At 38.5% G+C, this 24018-nt stretch carries 12 protein-coding genes; 9 read left to right on the top strand and 3 right to left on the bottom strand.

Annotated elements, in window-relative coordinates; all coding sequences use genetic code 11:
• Positions 1–198 precede the first annotated feature (198 nt).
• The gene (rimO, locus tag ESZ48_RS12990) at positions 199–1506 is read left to right on the top strand and encodes a 30S ribosomal protein S12 methylthiotransferase RimO (protein WP_129017921.1); all 1308 of its coding nucleotides are present in this window, start codon (positions 199–201) and stop codon (positions 1504–1506) included.
• A gap of 105 nt (positions 1507–1611) precedes the next feature.
• On the opposite strand, the gene mgtE is transcribed toward rimO, so the two are convergent.
• Positions 1612–2952 (bottom strand): magnesium transporter, encoded by a 1341-nt coding sequence (mgtE, locus tag ESZ48_RS12985; protein ID WP_129017920.1) that lies wholly within the window; start codon positions 2950–2952, stop codon positions 1612–1614.
• 326 nt (positions 2953–3278) lie between these two features.
• On the opposite strand from mgtE, the gene ESZ48_RS12980 reads away from it, so the two are divergent.
• The 5 genes from ESZ48_RS12980 to ESZ48_RS12960 all read left to right on the top strand — a co-directional run bounded on the left by ESZ48_RS12980 (position 3279) and on the right by ESZ48_RS12960 (position 11009).
• Positions 3279–3965 (top strand): response regulator transcription factor, encoded by a 687-nt coding sequence (locus ESZ48_RS12980; protein WP_129017919.1) that lies wholly within the window; start codon positions 3279–3281, stop codon positions 3963–3965.
• Entirely contained in the window at positions 3965–5341 is a 1377-nt protein-coding gene (locus ESZ48_RS12975; RefSeq protein ID WP_129017918.1) for a HAMP domain-containing sensor histidine kinase, read from the top strand. The genes ESZ48_RS12980 and ESZ48_RS12975 overlap by 1 nt, the downstream gene beginning before the upstream one ends.
• An 88-nt stretch (positions 5342–5429) precedes the next feature.
• Positions 5430–6776 (top strand): TolC family protein, encoded by a 1347-nt coding sequence (locus tag ESZ48_RS12970; RefSeq protein ID WP_190246260.1) that lies wholly within the window; start codon positions 5430–5432, stop codon positions 6774–6776.
• Between the two features lie 24 nt (positions 6777–6800).
• Positions 6801–7910: an efflux RND transporter periplasmic adaptor subunit gene (locus ESZ48_RS12965; RefSeq protein ID WP_129017916.1), complete on the top strand. Its 1110-nt coding sequence runs from the start codon at positions 6801–6803 to the stop codon at positions 7908–7910.
• 9 nt (positions 7911–7919) lie between these two features.
• The gene (locus ESZ48_RS12960; protein WP_129017915.1) at positions 7920–11009 is read left to right on the top strand and encodes an efflux RND transporter permease subunit; all 3090 of its coding nucleotides are present in this window, start codon (positions 7920–7922) and stop codon (positions 11007–11009) included.
• Between the two features lie 424 nt (positions 11010–11433).
• Here the strand turns inward: ESZ48_RS12960 and ESZ48_RS12955 are convergent, their stop codons facing one another.
• Complete coding sequence (locus ESZ48_RS12955) at positions 11434–12744, bottom strand: carboxypeptidase-like regulatory domain-containing protein (RefSeq protein WP_129017914.1); 1311 nt, start codon at positions 12742–12744, stop codon at positions 11434–11436.
• 79 nt (positions 12745–12823) lie between these two features.
• The gene (locus tag ESZ48_RS12950; protein ID WP_129017913.1) at positions 12824–15307 is read right to left on the bottom strand and encodes a M14 family metallopeptidase; all 2484 of its coding nucleotides are present in this window, start codon (positions 15305–15307) and stop codon (positions 12824–12826) included.
• A gap of 121 nt (positions 15308–15428) precedes the next feature.
• Here ESZ48_RS12950 and bshC point away from each other — a divergent pair, with 121 nt between their 5' ends.
• The 3 genes from bshC to ESZ48_RS12935 all read left to right on the top strand — a co-directional run bounded on the left by bshC (position 15429) and on the right by ESZ48_RS12935 (position 23509).
• Positions 15429–17045 (top strand): bacillithiol biosynthesis cysteine-adding enzyme BshC, encoded by a 1617-nt coding sequence (gene bshC, locus ESZ48_RS12945; RefSeq protein WP_129017912.1) that lies wholly within the window; start codon positions 15429–15431, stop codon positions 17043–17045.
• A 13-nt stretch (positions 17046–17058) separates the two neighbouring features.
• The gene (locus ESZ48_RS12940) at positions 17059–18429 is read left to right on the top strand and encodes a pyridoxal phosphate-dependent decarboxylase family protein (protein WP_129017934.1); all 1371 of its coding nucleotides are present in this window, start codon (positions 17059–17061) and stop codon (positions 18427–18429) included.
• 424 nt (positions 18430–18853) lie between these two features.
• Positions 18854–23509 carry a galactose oxidase-like domain-containing protein gene (locus ESZ48_RS12935; RefSeq protein WP_223266448.1) on the top strand — a complete coding sequence of 1552 codons (4656 nt, stop codon included), beginning with the start codon at positions 18854–18856 and terminating at the stop codon, positions 23507–23509.
• Positions 23510–24018 lie beyond the last annotated feature (509 nt).

The raw sequence follows: 24018 nt of genomic DNA, 5'->3' as shown, positions 1-24018 counted from the left end.
CATAGTTCATTAAACAAAATGAATCCAGTAGCTTTTGAAAATAAAATAAGATGTTTAAGAAAGAAAGAATCAGTAATTTTATATTAATCACTAACTAAAAGTGGTCAATGCTATTTAGGCATGGACAATTTATCCATCGAAAATCGTAATTCTTAAATCGTTTTATTCCGTACCTTTGCACACTTAATTTTTTTGAATATGAGAACGAAATCGCTAAAAAAGAACCGAATAAACGTTGTGACCTTGGGTTGCAGCAAGAATGTTTATGACAGTGAAGTCCTTATGGGGCAACTCAAAGCGAGCGGTAAAGATGTGGTGCATGAAGAGGAAGGCAATATTGTGGTGATCAATACTTGTGGCTTTATCAATAATGCAAAAGAGGAAAGCATCAATACCATTCTCGAATTTATGCAAAAAAAGGAAGATGGTGAAGTAGATAAAGTTTTTGTGACCGGATGTTTGAGTGAGCGTTACAAGCCAGATTTACAAAAGGAAATCCCCAATGTAGACCAGTATTTTGGAACGACGGAACTTCCGGGATTATTGAAAGCCTTAGGTGCAGATTATAAGCATGAACTCATTGGTGAGCGTTTAACGACAACCCCAAAAAATTACGCCTATCTTAAAATTGCCGAAGGTTGCGACAGACCTTGTAGTTTTTGTGCCATTCCAATCATGCGTGGCAAACATAGATCGACGCCTATTGAAGATATCGTTGTTGAAGCTGAAAAACTGGCAGCCAAAGGGGTTAAGGAATTAATCTTGATTGCACAGGATCTAACTTATTACGGCCTCGATTTATATAAAAAACGTAACCTCGCCGAATTACTTGAAGCGCTTGTTAAGGTAGAAGGTGTGGAGTGGATTCGTTTGCATTATGCATTTCCAACCGGATTCCCGATGGACGTGCTTGACGTGATGAAACGTGAGCCAAAAATCTGTAACTATCTCGATATTCCGTTGCAGCATATTTCCGATGATATTCTTAAAAGCATGCGTCGTGGAACCACCAAAGAAAAAACGACGAAACTGCTTAAGGAATTCAGAGCTACAGTTCCAGAAATGACGATTAGAACGACCTTAATTGTGGGTTATCCAGGAGAAACTGAAGAGAATTTCCAGGAATTAAAACAATGGGTCAAAGACATGCGTTTTGAGCGTTTAGGTTGTTTTACCTATAGTCATGAAGAAAACACGCATGCCTATAATTTGGAAGATGATGTGCCACAGGACGTTAAGCAAGATCGCGCCAACCAGATTATGGAAATCCAATCTCAAATTTCTTGGGAATTGAACCAAGCCAAAATAGGGCAGGAGTTTAAAGTAGTCATTGACCGTAAGGAAGGTAATTACTTTGTAGGCCGCACGGAATTTGACTCGCCAGACGTTGACAACGAAGTTCGAATTGATGCCACTAAAAATTATTTAAAAACGGGTGAATTTGCCCTTGTCACAATCACGGAAGCTGAAGATTTTGATCTTTATGGAGAAGTGGTGACATCTTAAATTCATTTACAGAATTGATTGGCTCTAAACGTGGCTTATTAAGAAAAATAAAATCCTTTTGAATATTATTAGAGATCGCTTTGGCTTCCCTAGTGCATACGTTATTTAGAATCCAAAATAACGTGCTGCAAGAGAGAAATAAATCAGCACTCCACAAATATCAGCCAAAGAGGTTACTAATGGCGCGCTTGCCGTGGCCGGGTCAATTTTCAACTTGGTGAATATAAAAGGCAAAAGCATTCCAATGAGACTTCCCAGCATCACGTTTATAACCATCGCGATGCAGACCACAACAATCACTTCTGGAGCTCTAAAACTCGCAACGGCAGCAACACTGGCCGCCATGGTCAATCCCAGTAAAAACGATACCAATAACTCCCGACCAATTAGTTTATACCAATCGGATAATTGGATTTCGCCCAACGCCAAATAGCGGATCATCAGTGTTGCCGATTGTGATCCGGCATTACCACCACTATCTATTAATAAAGGCAGAAAGAATACCAAAGCAACAACTTGCTGAATAACATCTTCAAAGCTTGCTAAAGCCGCTCCTGAAAAAACATTCATAAAAACTAAAAGAACGAGCCAAACAATCCTGTTTTTATACAGGATAAGAATGCGCTCCTTAAGTGGGTTTTTGCTGGCATTTTGAATCGATCCAAATTTATGGAAATCTTCAGTAGACTCTTCTTCAATAACGTCGAGAATGTCATCAAAAGTAACAATCCCTAAAAGCACACCTTCTTCGCTCAAAACTGGCATGGCTTCCCGATCATAATCCTTAAAAACCTGTATGGCAGTTTCTTGATCGTCCTTGGCACTAAGAAAGACAAACCGATGATCCAGCAATTCTGAAACCTGTTGTTCTGGACTGGCTAAGATGAGGTCTTTAATAGATATGTCATCAATTAACTTCCAGTCGTTATCGATAATATAGATGACGTTTAAAGTTTCAGAATCCTGTCCAAACTCCCTAATATGTTCAAAAGCTTTGGCAACACTCATGTCTTCCTTAATCGCTACAAATTCAGGCGTCATCAAACGTCCAATACTATCTTTTGGATAGCTTAAAAGTTGAACGGTGATTTTTCGTTCTTCGGGAGAGAGCATCTCAATAAAGCTTTGTGCGATGTCTCTAGGTAAATCCTCAAAAAACGCAGTTCTATCATCAGGCTCAATATCGTTGAGCAATCGTGATAGTTTTTGAGAATTCTCAGACAATCCCTCAATGACTTCCTCTTGATCAGATTGCGATAGCATTTTGAAAACGTTCTTGGCCTGTTCCCTAGATAACAATCTGAATAAAATGATCTTATCATTCTTTGAGAAGTTTTCAACCATCAGTGACAGGTCCAAAGCATCCATGTCCTGTAAAGAACGCTTTAATTCTCGCCATTTTTTATTCTTTATTAAATCGAGAAAATGTGGTTTAGTAACTTGCATAAACGAAATTTTTGTGTGATCAGGATTCTCTAAAAACAAGCACCTATCTCAGCACTTTTTTTAGGATTTTAAGTGCAAATGTAAGTCTTATTTTTTGCTTTAAAACGCAAGGTTTTGCCCCTATGAATCAATTTGTTGATTGGACTCTAATTCTTCAAAATGACTTGTTTCAACTGAACTATTCTTTATAGATAATTCAAATGTTCATGACCGTAAAGAACTAATTCCGATTGGAAGCCTTATCTCTATTGCTCTTGAGGATGACCTCACAATTGCAGATTCAATTTAATATTACTTAATTTTGTGTATTCTAAATAATCGTTCGGGTGAAGAAAATACTTATTATCGAAGATGATCCAGAGCTGAGTAGAAATATAAAAGAAGCGCTGTTGGCAGAAAACATGCAGGTAGAAACGGTTTATGACGGTTTGTTGGCGGAGCGGATTCTTAATAAATCACATTTCGACTGTATCTTATTGGACATTAATTTGCCTGGAAAAAGTGGTTTTGACTTGGCGAAAGATTTCAGGACCCATAATATGGCAACGCCCATTTTAATGATTTCGGCGTTTTCTGAACTGGAAGATAAAGTACATGGTTATGAAATGGGAGCCGACGATTATATTACCAAACCTTTTTATATGCGCGAACTGATTTTGAAAATCAATTCCCTTATAAAGCGCAGCCAAAACAATCCTGTTGATCGTCAAGAAAATGAACTTATTATTGCTGGTGATCTTCAGGTCAATACGCGATTGAAAAAAGTAAGCAGACAGGAAACAGAGATTTCCTTAACTCCAAGAGAATATCAAATTCTACTAAAACTATTGGAATCAAAAGGCGAGATTGTTTCCAAACAGCGGTTGGTTCAAGAAATATGGGGAAAATCTTTTGATGCCAATACCAATACCATCGAAGTGTATATTAATTTTTTAAGAAAGAAGATCGATCGCCCATTTGATAAAGAATCCATCAAGACCAAAATCGGTTACGGCTATTATTTTGAAGACTGATGAGTATTAGACGAAAAATTCTATTGTATTTTTCAGCAACAATTATCAGTTTGTTGGGCATGACCCTGTTTTTTATTTACACGCTTTTCTATGAATATCGAGAAGAAGAGTTTCAGCAAAAACAAAAACAGAAAATCACCTCTACCATCAAGTTTCTAACGGAAATTAGACAAGTCGATGAATCCATTATCCAGGCCATGGATCGGATCAGTATCAATGAATTTTACGATGAGAAACTCCTGATTTTCGACCACTCAAAAACCTTGATATATTCCAGTATTGACGATTTGCAAATCCTTGATGAAGATGTCAACAACATCCTGAAAGTGTTGACCATCGCCAATCCATGGTTAGAAACCAAAGCCGACTTATACGATGTGGTTGGTGTTTATGTGAAATACAACAGCAATACCTACTACGGTATCAATAAGGCTTTTGACGAATCGGGCTATTCAAAATTGGATTTTTTACGGTACGTATTGCTAATTACGTTTTTCGGCATTTCGTTAGTCGTGGTTTTAATAGCCTATTACCTGTCCCGCATCATCGCGGAACCCATTGTGGACATCACCGAAAAAATCACCAATTATAATTTTGATACGCTTTATATCCCGATTGAAGTCAAACGTTCTGAAAATGAAATTGTGGTTTTGGCCGAACAATTTAACAAGTTGATGAAACGGATGAAAGAAGCGGTTTCCTTTCAAAAACATGCGATCAACCATATTTCACATGAGTTAAAAACACCTATTGCTGTTTTGGTTTCGAATTTTGAGCGCATGGAAAACGAAACGGATTTGGAGGTTTTGAAATCGCAGATCAATCGTCAAAAGGAAGACACCAAAAACCTGAGTGAAATTATTAACCTCTTACTGGAGCTCTCAAAAACTGATGCCGGCCACAGCATTCCAAAAACAAATATTCGGGTGGATGAGCTGATTTTTGATACGATGGATGAGTTGTTGCAATTATATCCGGATTTTGAATTCTCAGTTGATTATGTTGGGCAAACGGACAACGAAAGCTTATTGACCATTCAAGGTTCTGCACCTTTGTTGAAAGCAGCATTTATGAACCTGATGTTGAATTCCATTCATTACAGTTCTAATAAAGAAGCCAGCATTCATATTATTACTGATGAAAAACAACTTCAAGTTGATTTTATTAATGAAGGTCCTGTCATCTCTATTGACGAACAGAAATTCCTCTTTCAACACTTTTTCAGAGGAGAAAACAGTAAAGGTAAATCGGGTTTTGGCTTGGGACTTGTTTTTATTTCCAAAATTATTTCGCAACACCAAGGGTTAATATCGTATCATACAGACCATAAGAATTTAAATACCTTCACCGTGATCTTCCCTTTCCAAAGCAATTGATGCGTCTTCATTAATCGATCTTTAAGCTAAACTTTATCCATTTTAAGGTCTTTTTAAGCTTGTTTTGAAGTCTTTTGCCACCATGAAAATGAAAGACAACATCATTGGTGGTAAAAATACATTGGGTTCCGCACGAATCTTTTCAAAGTTTGCATTCTTGATTTTTATCGGTATTAGCTCAAGTGTTTTTGGGCGATTACAGAAAATAGATACCCTAAAGCTTAGCCGACAGCACTATGAAGAACTTTTCTTAAAACAAAACCTGCTGCTTCTTGCCGAGACTTACAAGATAAATCAAGCCGAAGCCATGGTGCTACAAGCAAAACTTTGGCCAAATCCAAGCTTGACCGTTGAAGAAATAAATCTATGGAGCACCAATAAACAATTGTCTTATTTAGATGAGCCACTACCTCAGGTTTTTGGAAAGGTTGCTCAAAACACACAGTTTGCAGTTCAACTGGAACAACAAATTATCACCGCCGGAAAGCGTAAGAAACTGATGGCTATTGAAAGTGTTGGCGTTAAGGTCGCGGAACAGGAATTTGAAGAACTCCTTCGGAATCTGAAATACGAGTTTAGAAATACACTCACCGAATTACAGTATTTGCAGCTGTACACTGAAGTTTTTTTCAAACAACGCGATTTGATCCAGAATCTTCTAAATGCCTATAAACGACAACTTGAGAACGATCATATTAGCAAAGGCGACTATATGCGACTTCAAACCTTGCAATTGGAACTTTCCAAAGAAATCAATGAACTTTCCAAAGCGAAAAACGAAACGGAAAAGGAATTAAAAGTTCTGTTGAGCATTACTGGTCCGGTTAGTTTATATGTGCAGGAAGATGATTTTACGCCCAATTTACCAAAGCTTCAAAATCTCGATGTTTTAAATCTTCAACAAGAACTCTTTACGTATAGACCTGATCTGAAATTGGCCGAATTGGAAAATGAGCATTTCAAGAGTTTACTGACCTATGAAAAATCGCAAGCCATTCCAGATATCAATTTGAATTCCTCTTACGATCGTGGAGGGGGCATTTGGCCAAGTTTCTTCGGATTTGGGCTGTCCATAGATTTACCTGTTTTTAATAGAAATCAAGGCGCTATATCTTATGCGCAATTCGGTATCGAAAACACCAACATTCTTTCCAATGACATGCGACTAAGGGCGCAGGCCGAATTTGATCAGCATTTTAAAGATTTCCAAACTGCCTTAATGTTTTATGAAAGCATACACTCAGATTTTGAAACCGATTTAGACGAAATTTTCGAAAGTTACACCAGGAATTTTGTAAGTCGGAATATCAGTCTACTCCAATATTTAGATTTTCAAGAGGCTTATTTGGAAAATAAACGCATCATCCTCGAATCAAAGAAAGAAATCCATCTGCAATTGGAAAAGCTCCAATACACCATCGGAAAAGAAATTTAAAAACAACTTATTCAATCCTAAAAAATGTACAACACCAATTTATACCGTCTGACTCTTTTTGCTTTTCTGCTTTTACTTATGAGTAGCTGCGCGAAAACTAAAAATGAACTTATCATTCAAAAAGAAAAAGCTACGTTTTGCCTTAATGATTTCATGAAAGATGATATCATCAAAGTTCCTGTAGAAAAAAGACCTATAACTGAGTCCATTTTGCTTAATGCCAAAGTGGAAGCCAATCCAGACAAACTAGTTCATTTTGTAAGTTTGGTGAGTGGCGTGGTGACCAAAACCTATTTTTCTTCAGGTGAAGAGGTTAAAAAAGGACAATTGCTTTTGGAAATGATGAGCAGTGAACTGAGTAACCTCACCTCACAAAAATCAAGTTTGCAATCCCAAATTCTCGTCGCGCAACGCGCATTGGAATCGGTTCAGGAAATGCATCGTGATAAGATCGCTTCTCAAAGAGATTTGATTGAAGCACAAAGTAATTTGGATGTATTGAGAGCAGAACTTCAAAACGCAAATGCGCAGCTCAATTTGTATAGCGCAAGTACTGAGCGCGGCGTGTTTCAGGTGAGAGCGTCCACTTCTGGAACGATTATCAGTAAAAACGTGGCAGCAGGCATGCAGGTTTCGGCAGAAAGTGATCCGCTTTTTACAATTTCCGATTTAAAGGAAGTTTGGATCATGGCCAATATTTACGCGGGTAATATTCCCTATGTAAAACAGGGCATGCCGGTAGAAATAAAAGCCTTGCCTTACGCCGATAAGGTGTTTTTAGGAGAAATAAATGCGATCTCACAAGTGTTTGATTCCAATGAACGTGTTCTAAAAGCACGTATCGTCATGGATAATTTAGACGGCAAACTCATGCCAGGAATGCTTGTGGATGTTACCGTTGAAAAGGAGGACGGCCTTATGGCTAATGCGGCTCCTGTAAGTGCGCTTATTTTTGATGACAACCAACATTTCTTGGTGCTGTATAAATCCGATTGCGATATCGAAGTCCGAAAGGTGACGCCCAACATCCAAAACTCCAACACCGTCTACTTTGAAAATAACATTGAAGAAGGCGAACAAATTATCACAAAAAATCAATTGCTGATTTACAACCACTTAAAAGCTCTAAAATAAATCTTATCCATGAAGAAATTTGTCCAAGGTATCGTTGGGTTTTCCTTAAAAAACTCGACTATTGTATTTTTTCTAACAGGATTGTTGTTGGTTGCTGGAATTTTTAATTATATCAAAATTCCGATTGAAGCATTTCCAGATGTCACTAATACACGAGCGCGCATCATCACACAATGGCCGGGTAGAAGTGCGGAAGAGGTAGAGAAATTTATTACCCTGCCTGTTTCCAAGGAAATGAATACCATCCCGAAAAAGGCCGAAGTGCGCTCCACATCTTTATTCGGTCTTTCGGTGGTGACCGTTATCTTTGATGATGATGTTAAAGATTTTTATGCCCAACAATATGCATCCAATAGACTTCAAGGTTTGTCCTTGCCCGAAGGAAGTGATGCACAAATTGAACCTCCTTCTGGAGCCACCGGTGAGATTTTTAGATATGTGGTGAAAAGTGATTTACCTATCAAAGAAATTTCCGCCATTCACGATTGGGTCATTGAACGCGAGCTTTTATCGGTTCCGGGCGTTGCAGATGTAGCAAGTTTTGGAGGCGAGGAAAAAATTTATGAAATCCAGATAAATCCCAGCGAATTAAAAAACTATGACCTTTCGCCTTTAGATGTTTATGAAGCGGTATCCAAAAGCAATATCAATGTTGGTGGTGATGTGATCCAGCGTGGTGATCAAGCGTATGCGGTGCGCGGCGTTGGTTTGTTGGAAAGTGTGGAAGACATAGAAAACATCCTAATTACAGTAAATGGTTCTACGCCAGTTTTGGTAAAACATGTGGCCGAAGTGATTATTGCCGCGAAACCCAGATTGGGCCAAGTGGGACTTGATGAAGATGATGATCTTGTTCAGGGCATCGTGATCATGTTGCGAGGTGAGAATCCCGCTGATGTTATTGAAGGTCTAAAAACCAGGATAAATGAACTCAACACCCGGATTCTACCAAAAAATGTGGAGATCGTTCCTTTTATTGACCGATCAGAATTGGTTGAAACCACGGTGAGTACCGTAACGACCAACTTAATTGAAGGGGTGATTTTGGTATCGTTGATCGTATTCATCTTTCTTTATAATTGGAGAACCACTCTGATTGTGGCGTCGGTTATTCCGCTTTCGTTTTTATTTGCCATTATTATGTTGCGGATTCAAGGGTTGCCGGCCAACTTAATATCTATGGGTGCGCTCGATTTTGGCCTGCTCTTGGAAGGAACTTTGGTTATTGTGGAACAGGTTTTTGTTTCTCTCCAAATAAAATCACGCCTCATGGGGAAAGATAAATTCTCTAAAGTATCAAAACTGGGCATTATTAAAAAGAGTGTGGGCAAGGTTTCAACACCCATCTTTTTTGCCTTGTTTATTCTTATTGTCGCGCTGATGCCAATTTTTACCTTCCAGAAAGTTGAAGGAAAGATGTTTTCACCATTGGCCTTTACTTTGGGCTATGCGCTTTTAGGCTCCTTGATTTTAAGTTTGACCTATGTGCCGGCCATGTGTAAAGTCCTTTTGAATAAAGGCGTCAATGATAAGGAGAGTATCGTTTCAAAGTTTTTCAATGTCCAGTTTTTCAAACTTTATAAGTTTACTGACAAACATGGAAAAGCCACTTTGTATACGTTTGTCGGTTTGCTGGTGATATGTGCTGTAAAATTCAGTTATTACGGCACGGAGTTCTTGCCAAAACTAAATGAAGGCGCCATTTATGTTCGCGCCACCTTACCGGTTAGTATCCATCTTGACGAATCGGTTAAGTTGGCGCAGGAGATGAAAGAAAAAATACGCCAGCACGATGAAATAAAATTTGTGTTGACCCAAACCGGACGTCCAAATGATGGCACCGATCCTACTGGGTTTTTCAATATCGAATTTCATATTGAATTAAAGCCTGAAGGCGATTGGGAACGTGACATTTCAAAAGAAGATTTAATGGCCGAAATACACGATGATTTGGAAACTTATCCTGGGATCAATTTCGGATTTAGTCAACCTATTCAAGACAACGTTGAAGAATATGTCGCTGGTGTAAAAAGTTCTTTGGTGATTAAAATTTTTGGTGATGATCTCTTTGAATTGGAAGGAAAAGCTCATGAAGTTGCCGATGCCATCCGGGATATTGAAGGCATAACCGATTTAAATGTGTATGAAAATATCGGCCAACCCGAATTACGAATTCAGTTGCATGACAATAAGATGGCAAAATATGGCGTGACCATGTCCGATGCACAATCGGTGGTAGCCATGGCTATTGGAGGTCAGGCAGCCACTACTTTTTATGAAGGTGAACGGATGTTTGACGTGCGCATTAGATATCAAAAGGAACATCGGGAATCTGCCGACGCTATTGGTAATATCCTCGTTCCTGTTTATGATGGCCATCATGTGCCATTAAAGGAAATTGCCACTATTGATTTTCATACCGGCCCTGCATTTATTTATCGAGAAGGTAACAGCCGTTATATTGGGGTTGGTTTTAGCATTGAAGGTCGCGATTTGGGAAGTACTATTGCCGAAGCACGGAAAAAAGTAGAGGCTGAAGTAGAAATTCCAGCGTACAACAAAGTGGAATGGGCGGGAGAATTTGAAAGTAAGGAACGTGCCAGTAAGCAATTAATGGTGGTGGTGCCTATTTCATTATTGTTGATTCTTTTCTTGTTGTATATGAATTTTGGAAATATGAAAGATACCATTATTGCTGCACTTACCTTGCCTTTTGCCTTTGTTGGTGGCTTGATTTCCTTATGGGTTACGGGAACGGTTTTTGGTATTTCGGCAGGAATCGGTTTTATTATTCTCTTTGGGGTATCTACAATTAACGGACTCATTTTAATCACCGTTATTCATGAGAAATTACGAGAGCGCCATAGTTTAAAAGATGCAATTTCTTTAGGTATGAAAGAAAAAATCAGACCAATTGTAATGATTGGCTTAATGGGTGCCATGGGATTATTGCCAGCAGCACTTTCCAACGGAATGGGCTCTGAAATTCAAAAACCTTTGGCCATTATGATTGTGGGTGGTATTCTAATTTGTACTGTTCTTTCCTTGACGGTGTTGCCGCAGTTATTTTATTTGGCTTATCGGAAATCTAAGGCGTAGTTGGTTTTAATAAATAGAGGGTAGAGAGTAGTGAGTAATCTTCAGTTGACAGTTCTTAGGTGGATCAACAATTCCCCGAAAGTTATGCCCAAGTTTCTTTGGGTCTTTTGTGACTTCTTGGTGTCTTTTGTGACATAAAGTATTCTCAATTTTGAATTGTGATATTGAACCGTCATTATTCGGAAATGAAAGAAAAGTTGAACGTTTAAACCTTATGAAATTTTAACTATCACGCTTTAAAATTCCGATAAATACTGCGTTCTTTTTTCGAGCTGGGTGTTGCACGACATCTGGAAATCAATTAAAATTTAAAATAGTAATTTCTTAGAACGTAAGGTTGAAAAATCAAAATTCCACTCTTTTTAAGCTGTTGCAATGCTGAAGAAGAGAATAAAAAATAAAAATAAAAAATAGAAAATAACCTTTACTCTTTACCCTTTCGTTTCTCCATTTGTTTGTTGATTTTATCGATGGCAGATTCAATGGACTTCTCTGGTTCGATAATATTATATTCGCCCCAAAAGTTTGGATCAGAGAAAGCTGAGGCTTGCTCACTTAAAATTACCGTAGGTCGTAAGGTTTCTTTTCGGGTAAAGGAATCGTCCAGACTTCTTGCCCAATCGGTAATGGCCATTTCGCTGCTTAACGTGTAAACACTATTGAACAATCTGCCTTTCCAATTGACTTTCATGGTTAATTGAAGGTTGCTATATCCATAAAACCATTTGCCGTCTTTGATTCTATAATCTACGCGATACGCGGCTTCTGTTGGATAAACGGTAACTTTATTGGGTTTTTTTCTGACAAACATTTGTGATACCAATTCCCGATTGTCAACATTCAAATTATAAATGGCGCTGATCAGTGCAAAAGTTTCGGCATCAATATAAAGTTTTCCATAATACAACGGTTGTTCAAGTTCTGCTCGTGGTTTGAATTTTACCACATAAACCGAACGGTCATTGATTTCAGTTGGGGTATCAAAAGAGAATTCATACTCGGAAAGATTGTTTTCAGGAAATATATATTGTGGATATTTAATCATGTCGGCATAAAGGGCGCTAAAAGGACCGCCTTGCAATCTGACCGCCAAGGTGTCCAGTCGGGTATAATCCGTGCTTTTTCGTGCTTTAACAAGTTTGATTTTATCTACTTTAGTAGAGCTATAAGGTTCTCTATAAATTTCAACGATCGCTTCAGATAAAGAGGCATCGCGACGTCTTTTTTTGATGGTTTCCCTATAAAAAGCGGTCATCATTGTTTCTTCATTGATATAATGTTCTCCCTTTTTGTCCAAAGCGGCCTTCACCAAGGTTTGCGCATCTTTGGGTACATTAATTTTAACTTCTGAAAGCTGCATCATAGATTCTTCAAGTAAAATTTGAATATCATCACCATTTAAGTTAGAAAGCGGAATTGTCTTGACTTGATATCCTAAAAAAGAGATACTGATAGCGTTGTTGAGCATTGAATTCGGAACTTTTAATAAGAATTCGCCATCAGAATTGGTCACCGTACTGATATTCGTTCCATCAAGAGTTAAAGTTGCAAATGATAAAGGTGCTTTGGATTTGCTATCAACCACAACGCCTTTAAATTCGGAAAAAGTTTGTACTACTTCTTGGTCCTGGAAAAGGTTGAGTGCAAAACTAGTCATCCCGCCAAAAACAATAAATAGGACACAGAGCAAATGGTATTTATAAGCGAGGAACGCGAAACTTATTTTAGTTTTCATAACCTATTATTTTTTGTTATTAAAATACAAAATAAAACAGAGGTACCAAATGACTTTAGCTGTTAGTTGTCGTACTTTATTATTCGAAGGCACTATTGTTCACGAAGAAAATGGCATTTACAAAAAATAATTTGCCATTTTCCCAAAAGTTCCTGAAAAGGATGTTGTCAACCATATAGATGATACTTCCGTTACCAAGGCGTTCTTCACCGAAAATCAGAGAGTTTTCAAGATTTTTTAAGGTGTTCTTTCCGGCAAATCCAGATGCTTTTTTCGGGGTTTGACCTAAGTAGGCCACATTGTAGCCTTTTTCCAGCAAACTATAAGCGGTAGATCCTGATTTTAAAGTAAAATAATTTTTGTCATAGCCAAATGCCAGTGGATGCGTATGATCCACTTCCGTTTTAAAAATAGTGCCCGTAATCAAATTATTGGTGTCCTCACGCTCGCGTTCTGCATATGCAATAAGGTTAGTTTTTACAGTGGTAGTGTCTTTAGATGCGTTGGTCTTCAAACCGAAATCTTTATGATCTGCGAAAATGTTTAAAGCGCCATCAATCGCAATCACTTTCCCTCCTTTTTTGACCCAAGTTTGAAGTTTTTCCAAATTGGAATCGTTAAAGAATTTGCTGTAATATCCGTTTGGAATGACCAAAACCGTGTATTTGTCGAGGTTAGTTCTTGCAAAATTATCGGTATTGATTGAGGTAACAGGATAATGCAATTGCTGTTCAAAGAAATGCCACAATTCACCATAGCCCAAAGACGAGGTGTAGTTGCCAGAGAGCACTGCAATATTATGTTTATTGACCAACTTGACATCGGGCGAGCCAAAATCAGGACCTGATTTTGAGAATCCGCTAGTAACAGCAACCGTTTTCCTCTTAAACTTGTTGGCGGCGGCAATGACGATATCATCAAAATTTTCAACTTTTTTATTGTCACCTCTGATTATAATTAGGGCACCCCGATCAAAAGATTCCGAATTCCTGGTAGTTAAAGGTTTTTCTGTGAAACGGATTTTGATGTTTTGTTTTAATAATTCGGCTAAAAACTCAGCGTCCTTCATATGGTCCCATTTGGCGACATATGCTACGGCATTGGCGTTTTTAGCATTTAATTCTAGAGTCTTTTCAATCGTTGTTGTTCCGACCAAATTAGCGCTCGCCACAGCATCCAATCCATAGGCATAAGGCAAACTCCAAGCGGTAATATCGTAAGTAATGGAATCAGCCAAATGTGTGTGGGGTTCAAATAGCACTTGAACCATCTGACCCTTTGGTTGATGGGCACTGATCACTAAGTCTTCAGAATTCACATTGCGGTTGCCGTTTTTGCTGTCATTATAGCTGTAACCTGAAATCTTTCCTGACGCCGCGGCACCATAAGTGATTTCGTGTTTATCTAATAATGCTTTCAGTCCGTCTATTTTATCAGAAGAACCACGTAAAACATAACTTTTGTACTTGAGATTCTTGTTTGTGAAGAACTTCTTGAATTCTGCATTCAGTTTTTCAGCATTTTTAGACGCCATCTCTACCGTAGACAAACCTGTGATATAATGATGTTCCAAACGGTCCACTAAGGTTAGAATGTCACCTTCGTCATTCAAAACCCCTAAGCCTTTTTGACCACTTTGCTCATAGGTCATTCCAATAGCACCCATATAAGTTGGGTAAGTATCGCCATAACTTGGGTAGAGCAAATCAAAACGCTCTTGTGTAAAGTACAGCCAACCGTTGGCGTCAAAATATTTTGCGTGATTTTCTCCAATTTGCGTCTGAAAATCACGTTGCCAATCGGTGATGATGTCGTGAAAAGGTTCGGCGGCTGGCGCAAAATAATACGGATCATTGATGCCCTGTTCGTGGAAATCGACGTGGATTTGCGGCAACCATTTGTTATAAACCTTTAGTCGTGCCTGAGTTTCTTTTTGGCTCGCCCAAACCCAATCTCGGTTGAGGTCAAATAGGTAGTGGTTGGCTCTGCCTCTTGGCCAAGGTTCGTTTTGTTCGCTGGCTTGTTGATCAATATCATAAGGTGTGCTTTTTGTTTGATTGTACCAATTGACGTATCGGTCACGACCATCGGGATTCAAGCATGGATCAATGATTACCACAGTGTTTTTCAACCACTCTTGTTTTTCTTTTAATAAGGTGTAAATGGTTTTCATTGAAGCTTCAGTACTTGACGCCTCATTCCCATGCACATTATAGCTCAACCAAACCACGGCAATGTCGTTGGAGGTTAGATTCCCATCAAGAATACCCGCATTTTTTAGATGGTTTTGTCGGATAGTTTCAAGGTTTTTTATGTTTTCTTCGGAAGAGATAATCGCCGTGTAAAGTGGTCGTCTTTCATAAGTCTCTCCGTATGATTCAAGTTTCACGTGATTGGGCATTTGAGCCGCTACCATCTTAAAATAGTCCACCACTTGATGGTGCCTTGAAAACTCGGTGCCCAATTGATAACCAAGAAACTCTGATGGGGATTGGAGTTTTTGCGCTTGTGATACAAAAATAGGGCTCAATAGAACAAAAAGAAAAACGGGCAGTTTATGCATAATGAAGAGGTGTGGAATAAATTAGTTGAGTAAAGATAGGAAGCCAAAGTGAATTAACTTTAATTTAGTACTCAAAAAAAGTTAAGAGCATTATCTTTACAATTCAAATTTAAATTCGAATATGCCAACCCATTATATCCCATTTAAAGACACCAATTATTTTTCTTCATTGATTTGCGATTATTTAGATGAAAAGGAAAATCTCAAACCATTTTATAATCGTTTTCCAAAACTCGAGAATTTTGAAAAGCAGATTGAAGAAAAACAATTAAATTATAATAAGAACAATAGAGCAGATTTGGTCAAGGCACTCATGCTGCAATATGAAGGGTTGAGTATTTCTTCCATGACCCTCACCAATATTGATCTCCTAAAACACGGCACAACGTTTACGGTTACTACAGGGCATCAGCTGAATTTGTTTACGGGACCTTTGTATTTTTTCTACAAGATTGTTTCTACGATTAATCTATGTAAGGAATTAAAAGCCGCCTATCCCAATTTTAATTTTGTGCCTGTGTTTTGGATGGCTACAGAAGACCATGATTTTGAAGAAATCAACTTCTTTAATTTTAAGGGCAAAAAAGTACAGTGGAATCGTGATGCATCTGGCGCTGTAGGCGAACTGGATTTGGAAGGTTTAGATCATGTTTATGAAGTGTTTGCGGCACAGTTGGACAAAAGTGAAAATGCTAAATCTTTAAAAAAGCTATTCCAACAAGCGTATTTGGAGCATGGTAATTTAACAGAGGCCACTCGGTTTTTGGTGAATAAATTGTTTGCGATTTATGGTTTGGTCATTTTGGATGGGAACGATCCTATATTAAAAAAAATGTACATGCCCTATATTGCTGAAGAATTGATTCAGCAAACAGCATTTGAAAACGTATCCAAAACCAATGAGGCCATCAATACATTGCCTTCCAACTATAAAATACAAGTCAATCCCAGAGAAATTAATTTATTCTATCTCAATAAAAACTTAAGAGAACGCATTTTAGAGACCGATGGCGTGTTTGGTGTTTTGGATACTGATATCCGTTGGACAAAAGACGAATTGCTTGCTGAGGTTAACGAGCATCCCGAACGGTTCAGTCCGAATGTGATTTTGCGTCCCATGTATCAAGAAATTATTCTTCCCAATCTATGTTATATCGGCGGGGGCGGAGAATTGGCCTATTGGCTGCAATTAAAATCCAATTTTGAAGCACAGGACGTGACCTTTCCAATTTTGCTTTTAAGAAATTCGGTATTGCTCATCACTGAAAGACAAAAGGAAAAACTTAATAAATTGAATGTTTCCGTTGCTGATCTATTTTTAAATCAAAATGATTTGATGACTAAGGTCACCAAGTCCATTTCTGATATCAACATCGATTTTACGCCTCAAAAAGAACATTTAAAGAAGCAATTTGAAGATTTATATACTTTGGCAGAGCAAACCGATAAATCCTTTAAGGGTGCGGTTGCCGCACAGGAAGTGAAGCAAATCAAAGGGATTGAGAATCTTGAGCAGCGCTTATTAAAAGCACAAAAGCGAAAAATGGAAGATGTATTGGAACGCGTTAAAATCCTACAGGATGAATTGTTTCCAAGGCAAAGTCTGCAAGAGCGGCACCTAAATATTTCAGAGTTTTATTTGGAATATGGCGACGGTATCATTCAGCATTTGGTTGAAAATTTAGAACCTTTAAGACCCGAATTTTTAATTTTAGACGTTTCAAATCAATACTTTTGAAGCTATGAAAAGCATGCACAAAATCGATTTGAACTTGATTGAGATGACCTTGGACATTATGAAATATGCCATTGGACGTATCTCAGCTACCGAACATACCATAGGCAAGCCCAAAAAAGAATCAGAACTCAAAAGTTTGGTCGGAGAAACCATTACCGCTAAAGGGATTGGTGGCGAATATGCCTTCAATTTATGGAAAGACCATTTGGCAACGGCGAATGTGCCTGTAGACCATCCTCGAAATCTTGCCTTTGTGCCAGCATCGCCTACAAAGGCAGCCATCATGTTTGATTTGGTCACCTCGGCATCCAGCATCCACGGGGCTTATTGGATGGAAGGTGCTGGCGGTATTTTTTGTGAAAATGAAGCCATGAAATGGATCGTATCATTAACCGGGATGCCAGAAGGTTCATTTGGTGTGTTTACGAGTGGTGGTACCGCAGCAAATTTATCGGCCATTGTAACGGCAAGAGAACATTGGCGTGAAAATCCAGAATATCAAAGAGAAAAGGGATTGATCATCACCTCAATTGGTGCGCATTCGTCCATTAAGGCGATGGCTAAAGTAGCCGATGTCGATATTCTTTTGGTCGATTCTGAAGAGCGATTAACTGGCGAGGATTTAAAATCGCAGATTCAAAACTTGACCGTGCATGAACGCAAACGATTGTTTGCAGTGGTTGCTACCGCTGGCACAACCAATGCAGGAATTATTGATGATTTAGACGATATTGCGACCGTTTGCCAGCAAGAAAACTTATGGTTCCATGTGGATGCGGCCTACGGCGGTGGCGCATTGGTAGCCGATTCGGTGCGTCATTTGTTTAATGGCATCGAAAAGGCAGATAGCGTGACCATCGATCCGCATAAATGGATGTTTTCGCCCTACGATTGTGGTGCCGTTATTTATAAAGAACCAGAACTCGCAAAGAACGCCCATTCCCAACAAGGTTCTTATTTGGATATTTTTAAGGACGAAGGCGCACATGGTTTCAATCCCACCGATTATCAGATCCAGTTGACCCGTCGTGTCCGAGGCTTGCCCTTATGGTTTTCATTGGCTACCCACGGTACAGATCGGTATAAGGAAGCGGTAGAGCGTGGCATTGAACTGGCGCAGATTGCCGGGAGAATGATTACAGCCCATCCTGATCTGGAATTGGTGCGAGAACCCAGTTTATCCTGTGTATTATACCGAAGAAAAGGATGGCAACCCGAAGATTATACCGAATGGACCTACGAAAACCATCGTAAAGGTTTTGCTTTGGTCACCCCTACCAAATGGAAAAACGGCGATACCTTTGAAACCGTCTCACGTTTTTGTTTCATCAATCCTGACACTACGGAAAGGGATATTGAGATGATTTTGGAGTCGATGGTGTAATCAAAGATATTCACATGATTTTCATCCGTTTGAATTTTAAAACTCCTTAATGGAACTATAAATATTTAAACAAGATCCAATTTTAATATTCACTTCATATAAATTTTACTTCGTTGGTTTCACTTCAATTACTGAATGCTTCATCGGTTATTTTGTTATAAGTCTAAGCTTATTAAAACAAAGGAGTTATCCTCTTTATTGGTAGACAAAAACGATGGTTTGTCGACAATTTCAGCAGTTGAACTAATATAAAATTCGTTGTCATTTTTTGTGCATAATTTTGTGCTTAGTAGCCAACAACCATCCCCCTTTTGATTAACTTTTAAATTAACTATGAAAGCAAGAATTGAAAATTACATTCAATGACTTTCATAATTTCTATATTGCTATGAATATTTATACTTCAGATTATTTTAAACTATTTATGCTACTTTTATTTGTAGGATTTAATGGTTTTTCTCAAAGTCCTCAAGACGTGGGGCGATGGAGCCCTCCAATTCAGTTTGAGATCGTTCCTGTTGCCGTTGCTAACCTGCCTGATGGGAGATTAGTGACTTGGTCATCCAAATATCATGATAATTTTGGTGGCGCCGACGGTTACACCTTTACTCAAATTTTTGATCCAAGTATTGGCGAACATGGAGCAGTCTTGCCAAGTACGGTGACTGACACCAATCACGATATGTTTTGCCCTGGTATCAACAACCTCGCAGATGGGAGACTAATGGTCACCGGAGGGAGCTCGGATGAAAAGACCAGCATTTATGATCCTAAAACCGAAGTTTGGACCGCTGCGCAAGACATGAATATTCCTAGAGGTTATCAAGGTGCCGTAACTTTATCAAATGGTTCTGCATTTACTATAGGAGGTTCATGGAATGAAAGCACTCCTGACGGGGGCAAAGATGGGGAATTATGGACGGAAAAAACTGGATGGGTACACCTTCCAGGCCTGCCGGGCAATATGCTTTGGAATCAAAATGATTCCAGTGGTGAGCCTGAAGGTGAATATCGACTAGATAATCACGCGTGGTTATATGCTGCCCCAAATGGTAAAATTTTTCATGCGGGTCCAGGAGAGAATATGCATTGGATTGATGTGGATGGGATTGATTCTAATGGTAAGCTAGGTTCATATGAATTCATTGGTAAAAGAGGTAATGATCCTATGTCTATGAACGGAACAACCGCCATGTATGATATCGGTAAAATTTTGAAAGTGGGGGGAAGTAGATCTTATTCTAAAAGCACACCCAGCAGTGAAATATCGCTTATTATTGATTTTAATGATGAAGATGTCATAGTAACTCCTACAGAAAATAACATATCCAAAGCAAGAACCTACGTGAGTAGTGTGGTTCTTCCAAATGGGGAAGTTTTAATCTTAGGAGGTTTAGATAGAGCAGTGGTGTTTTGGGATAGACCACATATATTAACTGCGGAAATATTTAATCCAGATAGTAAAGAATTTAGAACAGTAGCAAGTATGACAGTGCCAAGAACCTACCATAGTGCCGGTATTCTTTTAAAGGATGGACGCGTATTTATGGGCGGCGGCGGCCTTTGTGGTAATTGTGAAGATAGAAACCATAAAGATGCTGAAATTTTTAGTCCGCCTTATCTTTTTAATGCCAATGGTGATTTGGCCGACCGTCCCGAATTAAATGCGCCTGAGAATGCTTACTATAACACCGAATTGACAGTAAAAGCGACGCCGAACATTAAAGAATTTTCCTTTATTAGAATGTCTTCGGCAACGCACAGTATCAATAATGAGCAACGTCGCGTTCCTGTACAGTTCACTGAAGGAAATAATGGTAACTACACCATTACTATGCCAGATGCTCTGCTGATGCCTCCGGGCTATTATATGCTATTCGCCATCAATCAAGCAGATGTGCCAAGTATAGCAGAAACTGTAATGGTGGGGAAAACAGATTCTAAAATTAAAGGTGAACACCTTTTGGTAGAGTTTGACTTTTATGAAGGTGAAGGGGATTTGGTTCATGATACTTCAGGTAAAAACAATCATGGTACCATTAAAGAACGCGATGACGAGGGTAATGAAACAAATTTATCTCGAGAGTATTGGAGTTCAGATGGTTTATCCGGAAATGCTTTGGAGATGGATGGGAAGGAACATTTAAGTCATTCTATTCTAGAAATACCATCGTCGCCATCTTTAGACGGAATTAAAAATAAAATCACCGTCATGGCATGGGTCAATAGAAATACAGGCAGTGTGGTCCCAGAAGCGGGTAATAAAATTCCAAATGTTGCCATATTTTCACATGATTATGATCGTTCTTTCTTTATGGGCTACCATGACGGACAATTTAAGGTGGAATTTTGGACACATACAAGTGGCCCAAGTGGTCATTTCAACGGTTATACAGGGGAATATTATACTCCTGGAGAGTGGGAGCATTTTGTAACGACTTACGATAGTGATAGTTCAATTGCAAAAGTATACGTGAACGGTGAAATGATTAAATCTGAATCTGTAACTGGTGATTTGAAAATCAACGCACCTGATAACTTAACCAACAACACTTTTACTCTTTCTGGGTTTTACGATTCCCGTAAGTCAGGTTTGCCATCTTATACCAATTATAACGGAATTTCTGATGAGCTGGATGGACGAATGGATAAATTCAAATTGTACGATGTAGCACTTTCAGAAGCCGAAATATTGGCTATTTACAACAAAGAACGTCAAGATCTGGTGTCTGAAGGTCCATGTGATGATTTTACCCTCAGTTACGAAGTAAATGAAGACGATCGATTTAATTTGAGAAAGGAGATTTCAGTAGTTGTGAATGATAAGGTTAACTTCTTTATTGATGATGATAAAGCTGAATTTACAATAAAAAACCCTCAGGGTGATCTTCTTGATGGTCATGTTTTACAAAATATGACTACGGCACAGTCGGGGGAATACACCATAAATGTTACCCTACAACAAGATTTTACAGCTAAAAATTTGAGTGTGGAAAGTGTTAGTAGTGAGCAACCGGAAGGTCAAACTCAGCATGCTCCTGCTGTCCGTGCAATTGATGGTAACCCAAGTAGCTTCTGGCACACTCAGTGGCTACCTAAATTAGATTTGAAATATCCACCTCATTATATCGTATTAAGGTTAGAAGAAACTGTTCATGTCTCTGGTTTAGAATATTTACCAAGACAAGACCATTTAAATGGGACTATTGAAAAATATGAAATATATGTTAGTAGTGATCCACCAACTGAAGAAAATTGGGGGGAAAAAGTGGCAGACGGTGTGTGGGAATATAATGATAACCTTAAAACCATTAAATTCCCAGCTATGCAAGGCCGATATGTGAGCTTGGTATCCTTAGGACCTTGGGATGAAAGTATGAAAGAAGAACGACCTTGGGCATCCGCTGCAGAAATTCGAATAAAAACTTCAGTGATTACAGAATGTGAACAAGTTGTCAAAATAAATGTGCATCAGCCCCAAACCTATGTATTTAATGACGGTTGGGTGACTGACAATCCAAGCGGAGAGTCTAAACTAATTGATGATATTATAATCGAAAGTGGTGTGGCCCTACTATCAAAGCCTACCATGGCAAACACCGTAACCATCCAACCTGGGGCAGCATTACGGATTGATGATAAGGATGTTATTTTAACAGTAAACACTACCATTTTAAATTCACGCTCTGATTCGTTTTCGAGTTTGATCCATAATGGTTGGGTTACTGGACAAGTGCACTATTACCGCCATGTTAATAAAATGGGTACTTCAGAAGGCGGCGGTAATGATTTAATTTCGTCTCCAATATTTGGCGGTCAATTTGATGCTCAGTTTGTAGCGGAAAATTCAAATTTGCCTGAGAATCCTGAAAATCCTGGAGAATTTGCGTTTGCTCCATTTAGTGTCACTGCCAATCGGTATGAGAATATTAATATTGGAAGTGCACATACTTTGGAAGAACCAATTGTTTCAGGTAAAGGATATAGAACAGCTACCTACAATGGTAATGCCTTGGTTTTTAAAGGATCAATTACTAACAATCCAATAGAAATAGCCATTTTTGGGTCACCTGAAAAGGGATTATGGAACTTGATTGGAAACCCATATTCATCTTATCTTGATTTTGAAATGTTCTTTGAAGTTAATAAGGATCAATTTGAAGCTGCAGAAGCCTATCAGGCCGTGTATGGTTATACGGGTAAATCGGGCCAATGGACAATTCTCAATAATTTAAGTTTTGAGGATCCGAATTTACAACCGAAAATTGCACCAGGCCAAGGATTCTTTGTGAAATCAAAAATTGGTGGTGGAATAGTTCAGTTTACGCCTGAGATGAGAAAACCAGGCACATCGGATGACTTTATCCAAGGCAGACCTAACAAAAATATTGCGTTGAGCAAACTTAACTTGATAAGAGGGGCCAGTAATGTGAGTACTAGCGTGTATTTTGTGGACGGGAGCACCAAAGGAATAGACCCCGGTTATGATGCCGCCGCATATGCTGCCACCAAGGTTGATTTTTTACTTTTCACCAATTTGATAGAGGGTAATAAAGGTTTAGATATTGCCATCCAAGCGCTGCCTTATGAGGATTTCAATGATGTGATCGTTCCTTTGGGCATAAGAGCTAAAGGTGGTGAAGAGTTGACCATCAGCATTGATGATCTTTCCACATTGCCTTCTAATGTGAAGGTCTATTTGGAAGATACCCAAAACAATACACTGACCTTATTGAATGATGATGTCTTTAAGTTTACGCCTACTATGGACATAGATGGTTCTGGACGATTTAATGTGCATTATTCATCCAAAACCCTATCCCTTGGTGATTTGGATGCCAATGATAATTTGCGAATTTATACAACAGCATCGCCTAAGACCTTATATATAACGGGGCAACTAACCGGTGCAACAACAGCATATCTTTATGACATCCAAGGCCGATTGGTTTTGAATAAAGCCCTCAATCCGCATACGACGGAGAACACTATGGATATCTCAACGATGAGCACTGGTGTTTATGTGGTGAAGCTTAACAATGACCATCAAATTAAGACGCAAAAGGTGATAGTTAAATAAAACAATAAAATAAATGCTCATCATTCTTGAGCATTATAGAATAATTAAAGCTGAACAATAACCTTATTGTTCAGCTTTTTAATTTCTTTTTTTATTGAATGTTGTTTGAATACGCTTAGCTATTGATCTGGCAAAATATCCTTTCGATTCAGAAAACCACTATACAAAAAATCTTTTAATGGAAATTCTGTGGCTTTCAAGTATTAAGCAAGATTTTAATAACTTCGATTTTCTTTGGTTAATTAGCATCTTGTAAACCGCTTAGGTTTTTATGTGAGGACACTGGCCATCCTCTAGAGATCTTATCACATTACAATTCCAACTTTAGTGTGTTAAATTAACGGTAATAGCATCTGATCTGGGATTTCTTTGATGACATATAGCCTATAGAATTACTTCTCATTTAATTTATTTGATCTTAAGATTTAGACCATATATTTCATTCCAACTTTAAGGTGATATGAGCCCTGTTATTAGAATTTAAAGAGGTAAGCTATTGACTTTTAGGG

It is taken from the genome of Gelidibacter gilvus (assembly GCF_004115975.1).
In the GTDB taxonomy this organism is placed as follows: Bacteria; Bacteroidota; Bacteroidia; order Flavobacteriales; family Flavobacteriaceae; genus Gelidibacter; species Gelidibacter gilvus.
This window is presented reverse-complemented; position numbering and strand designations above follow the sequence as displayed.

What these genes read in the sequence shown, in the direction of transcription:
- rimO (WP_129017921.1), top strand. Translation starts at nt 199, where the DNA reads ATGAGAACGAAATCGCTAAAAAAGAACCGAATAAACGTTGTGACCTTG.
- mgtE (WP_129017920.1), bottom strand. Translation starts at nt 2,952, where the DNA reads ATGCAAGTTACTAAACCACATTTTCTCGATTTAATAAAGAATAAAAAA.
- ESZ48_RS12975 (WP_129017918.1), top strand. Translation starts at nt 3,965, where the DNA reads ATGAGTATTAGACGAAAAATTCTATTGTATTTTTCAGCAACAATTATC.
- ESZ48_RS12970 (WP_190246260.1), top strand. Translation starts at nt 5,430, where the DNA reads ATGAAAGACAACATCATTGGTGGTAAAAATACATTGGGTTCCGCACGA.
- ESZ48_RS12965 (WP_129017916.1), top strand. Translation starts at nt 6,801, where the DNA reads ATGTACAACACCAATTTATACCGTCTGACTCTTTTTGCTTTTCTGCTT.
- ESZ48_RS12960 (WP_129017915.1), top strand. Translation starts at nt 7,920, where the DNA reads ATGAAGAAATTTGTCCAAGGTATCGTTGGGTTTTCCTTAAAAAACTCG.
- ESZ48_RS12955 (WP_129017914.1), bottom strand. Translation starts at nt 12,744, where the DNA reads ATGAAAACTAAAATAAGTTTCGCGTTCCTCGCTTATAAATACCATTTG.
- ESZ48_RS12950 (WP_129017913.1), bottom strand. Translation starts at nt 15,307, where the DNA reads ATGCATAAACTGCCCGTTTTTCTTTTTGTTCTATTGAGCCCTATTTTT.
- bshC (WP_129017912.1), top strand. Translation starts at nt 15,429, where the DNA reads ATGCCAACCCATTATATCCCATTTAAAGACACCAATTATTTTTCTTCA.
- ESZ48_RS12940 (WP_129017934.1), top strand. Translation starts at nt 17,059, where the DNA reads ATGCACAAAATCGATTTGAACTTGATTGAGATGACCTTGGACATTATG.
- ESZ48_RS12935 (WP_223266448.1), top strand. Translation starts at nt 18,854, where the DNA reads ATGCTACTTTTATTTGTAGGATTTAATGGTTTTTCTCAAAGTCCTCAA.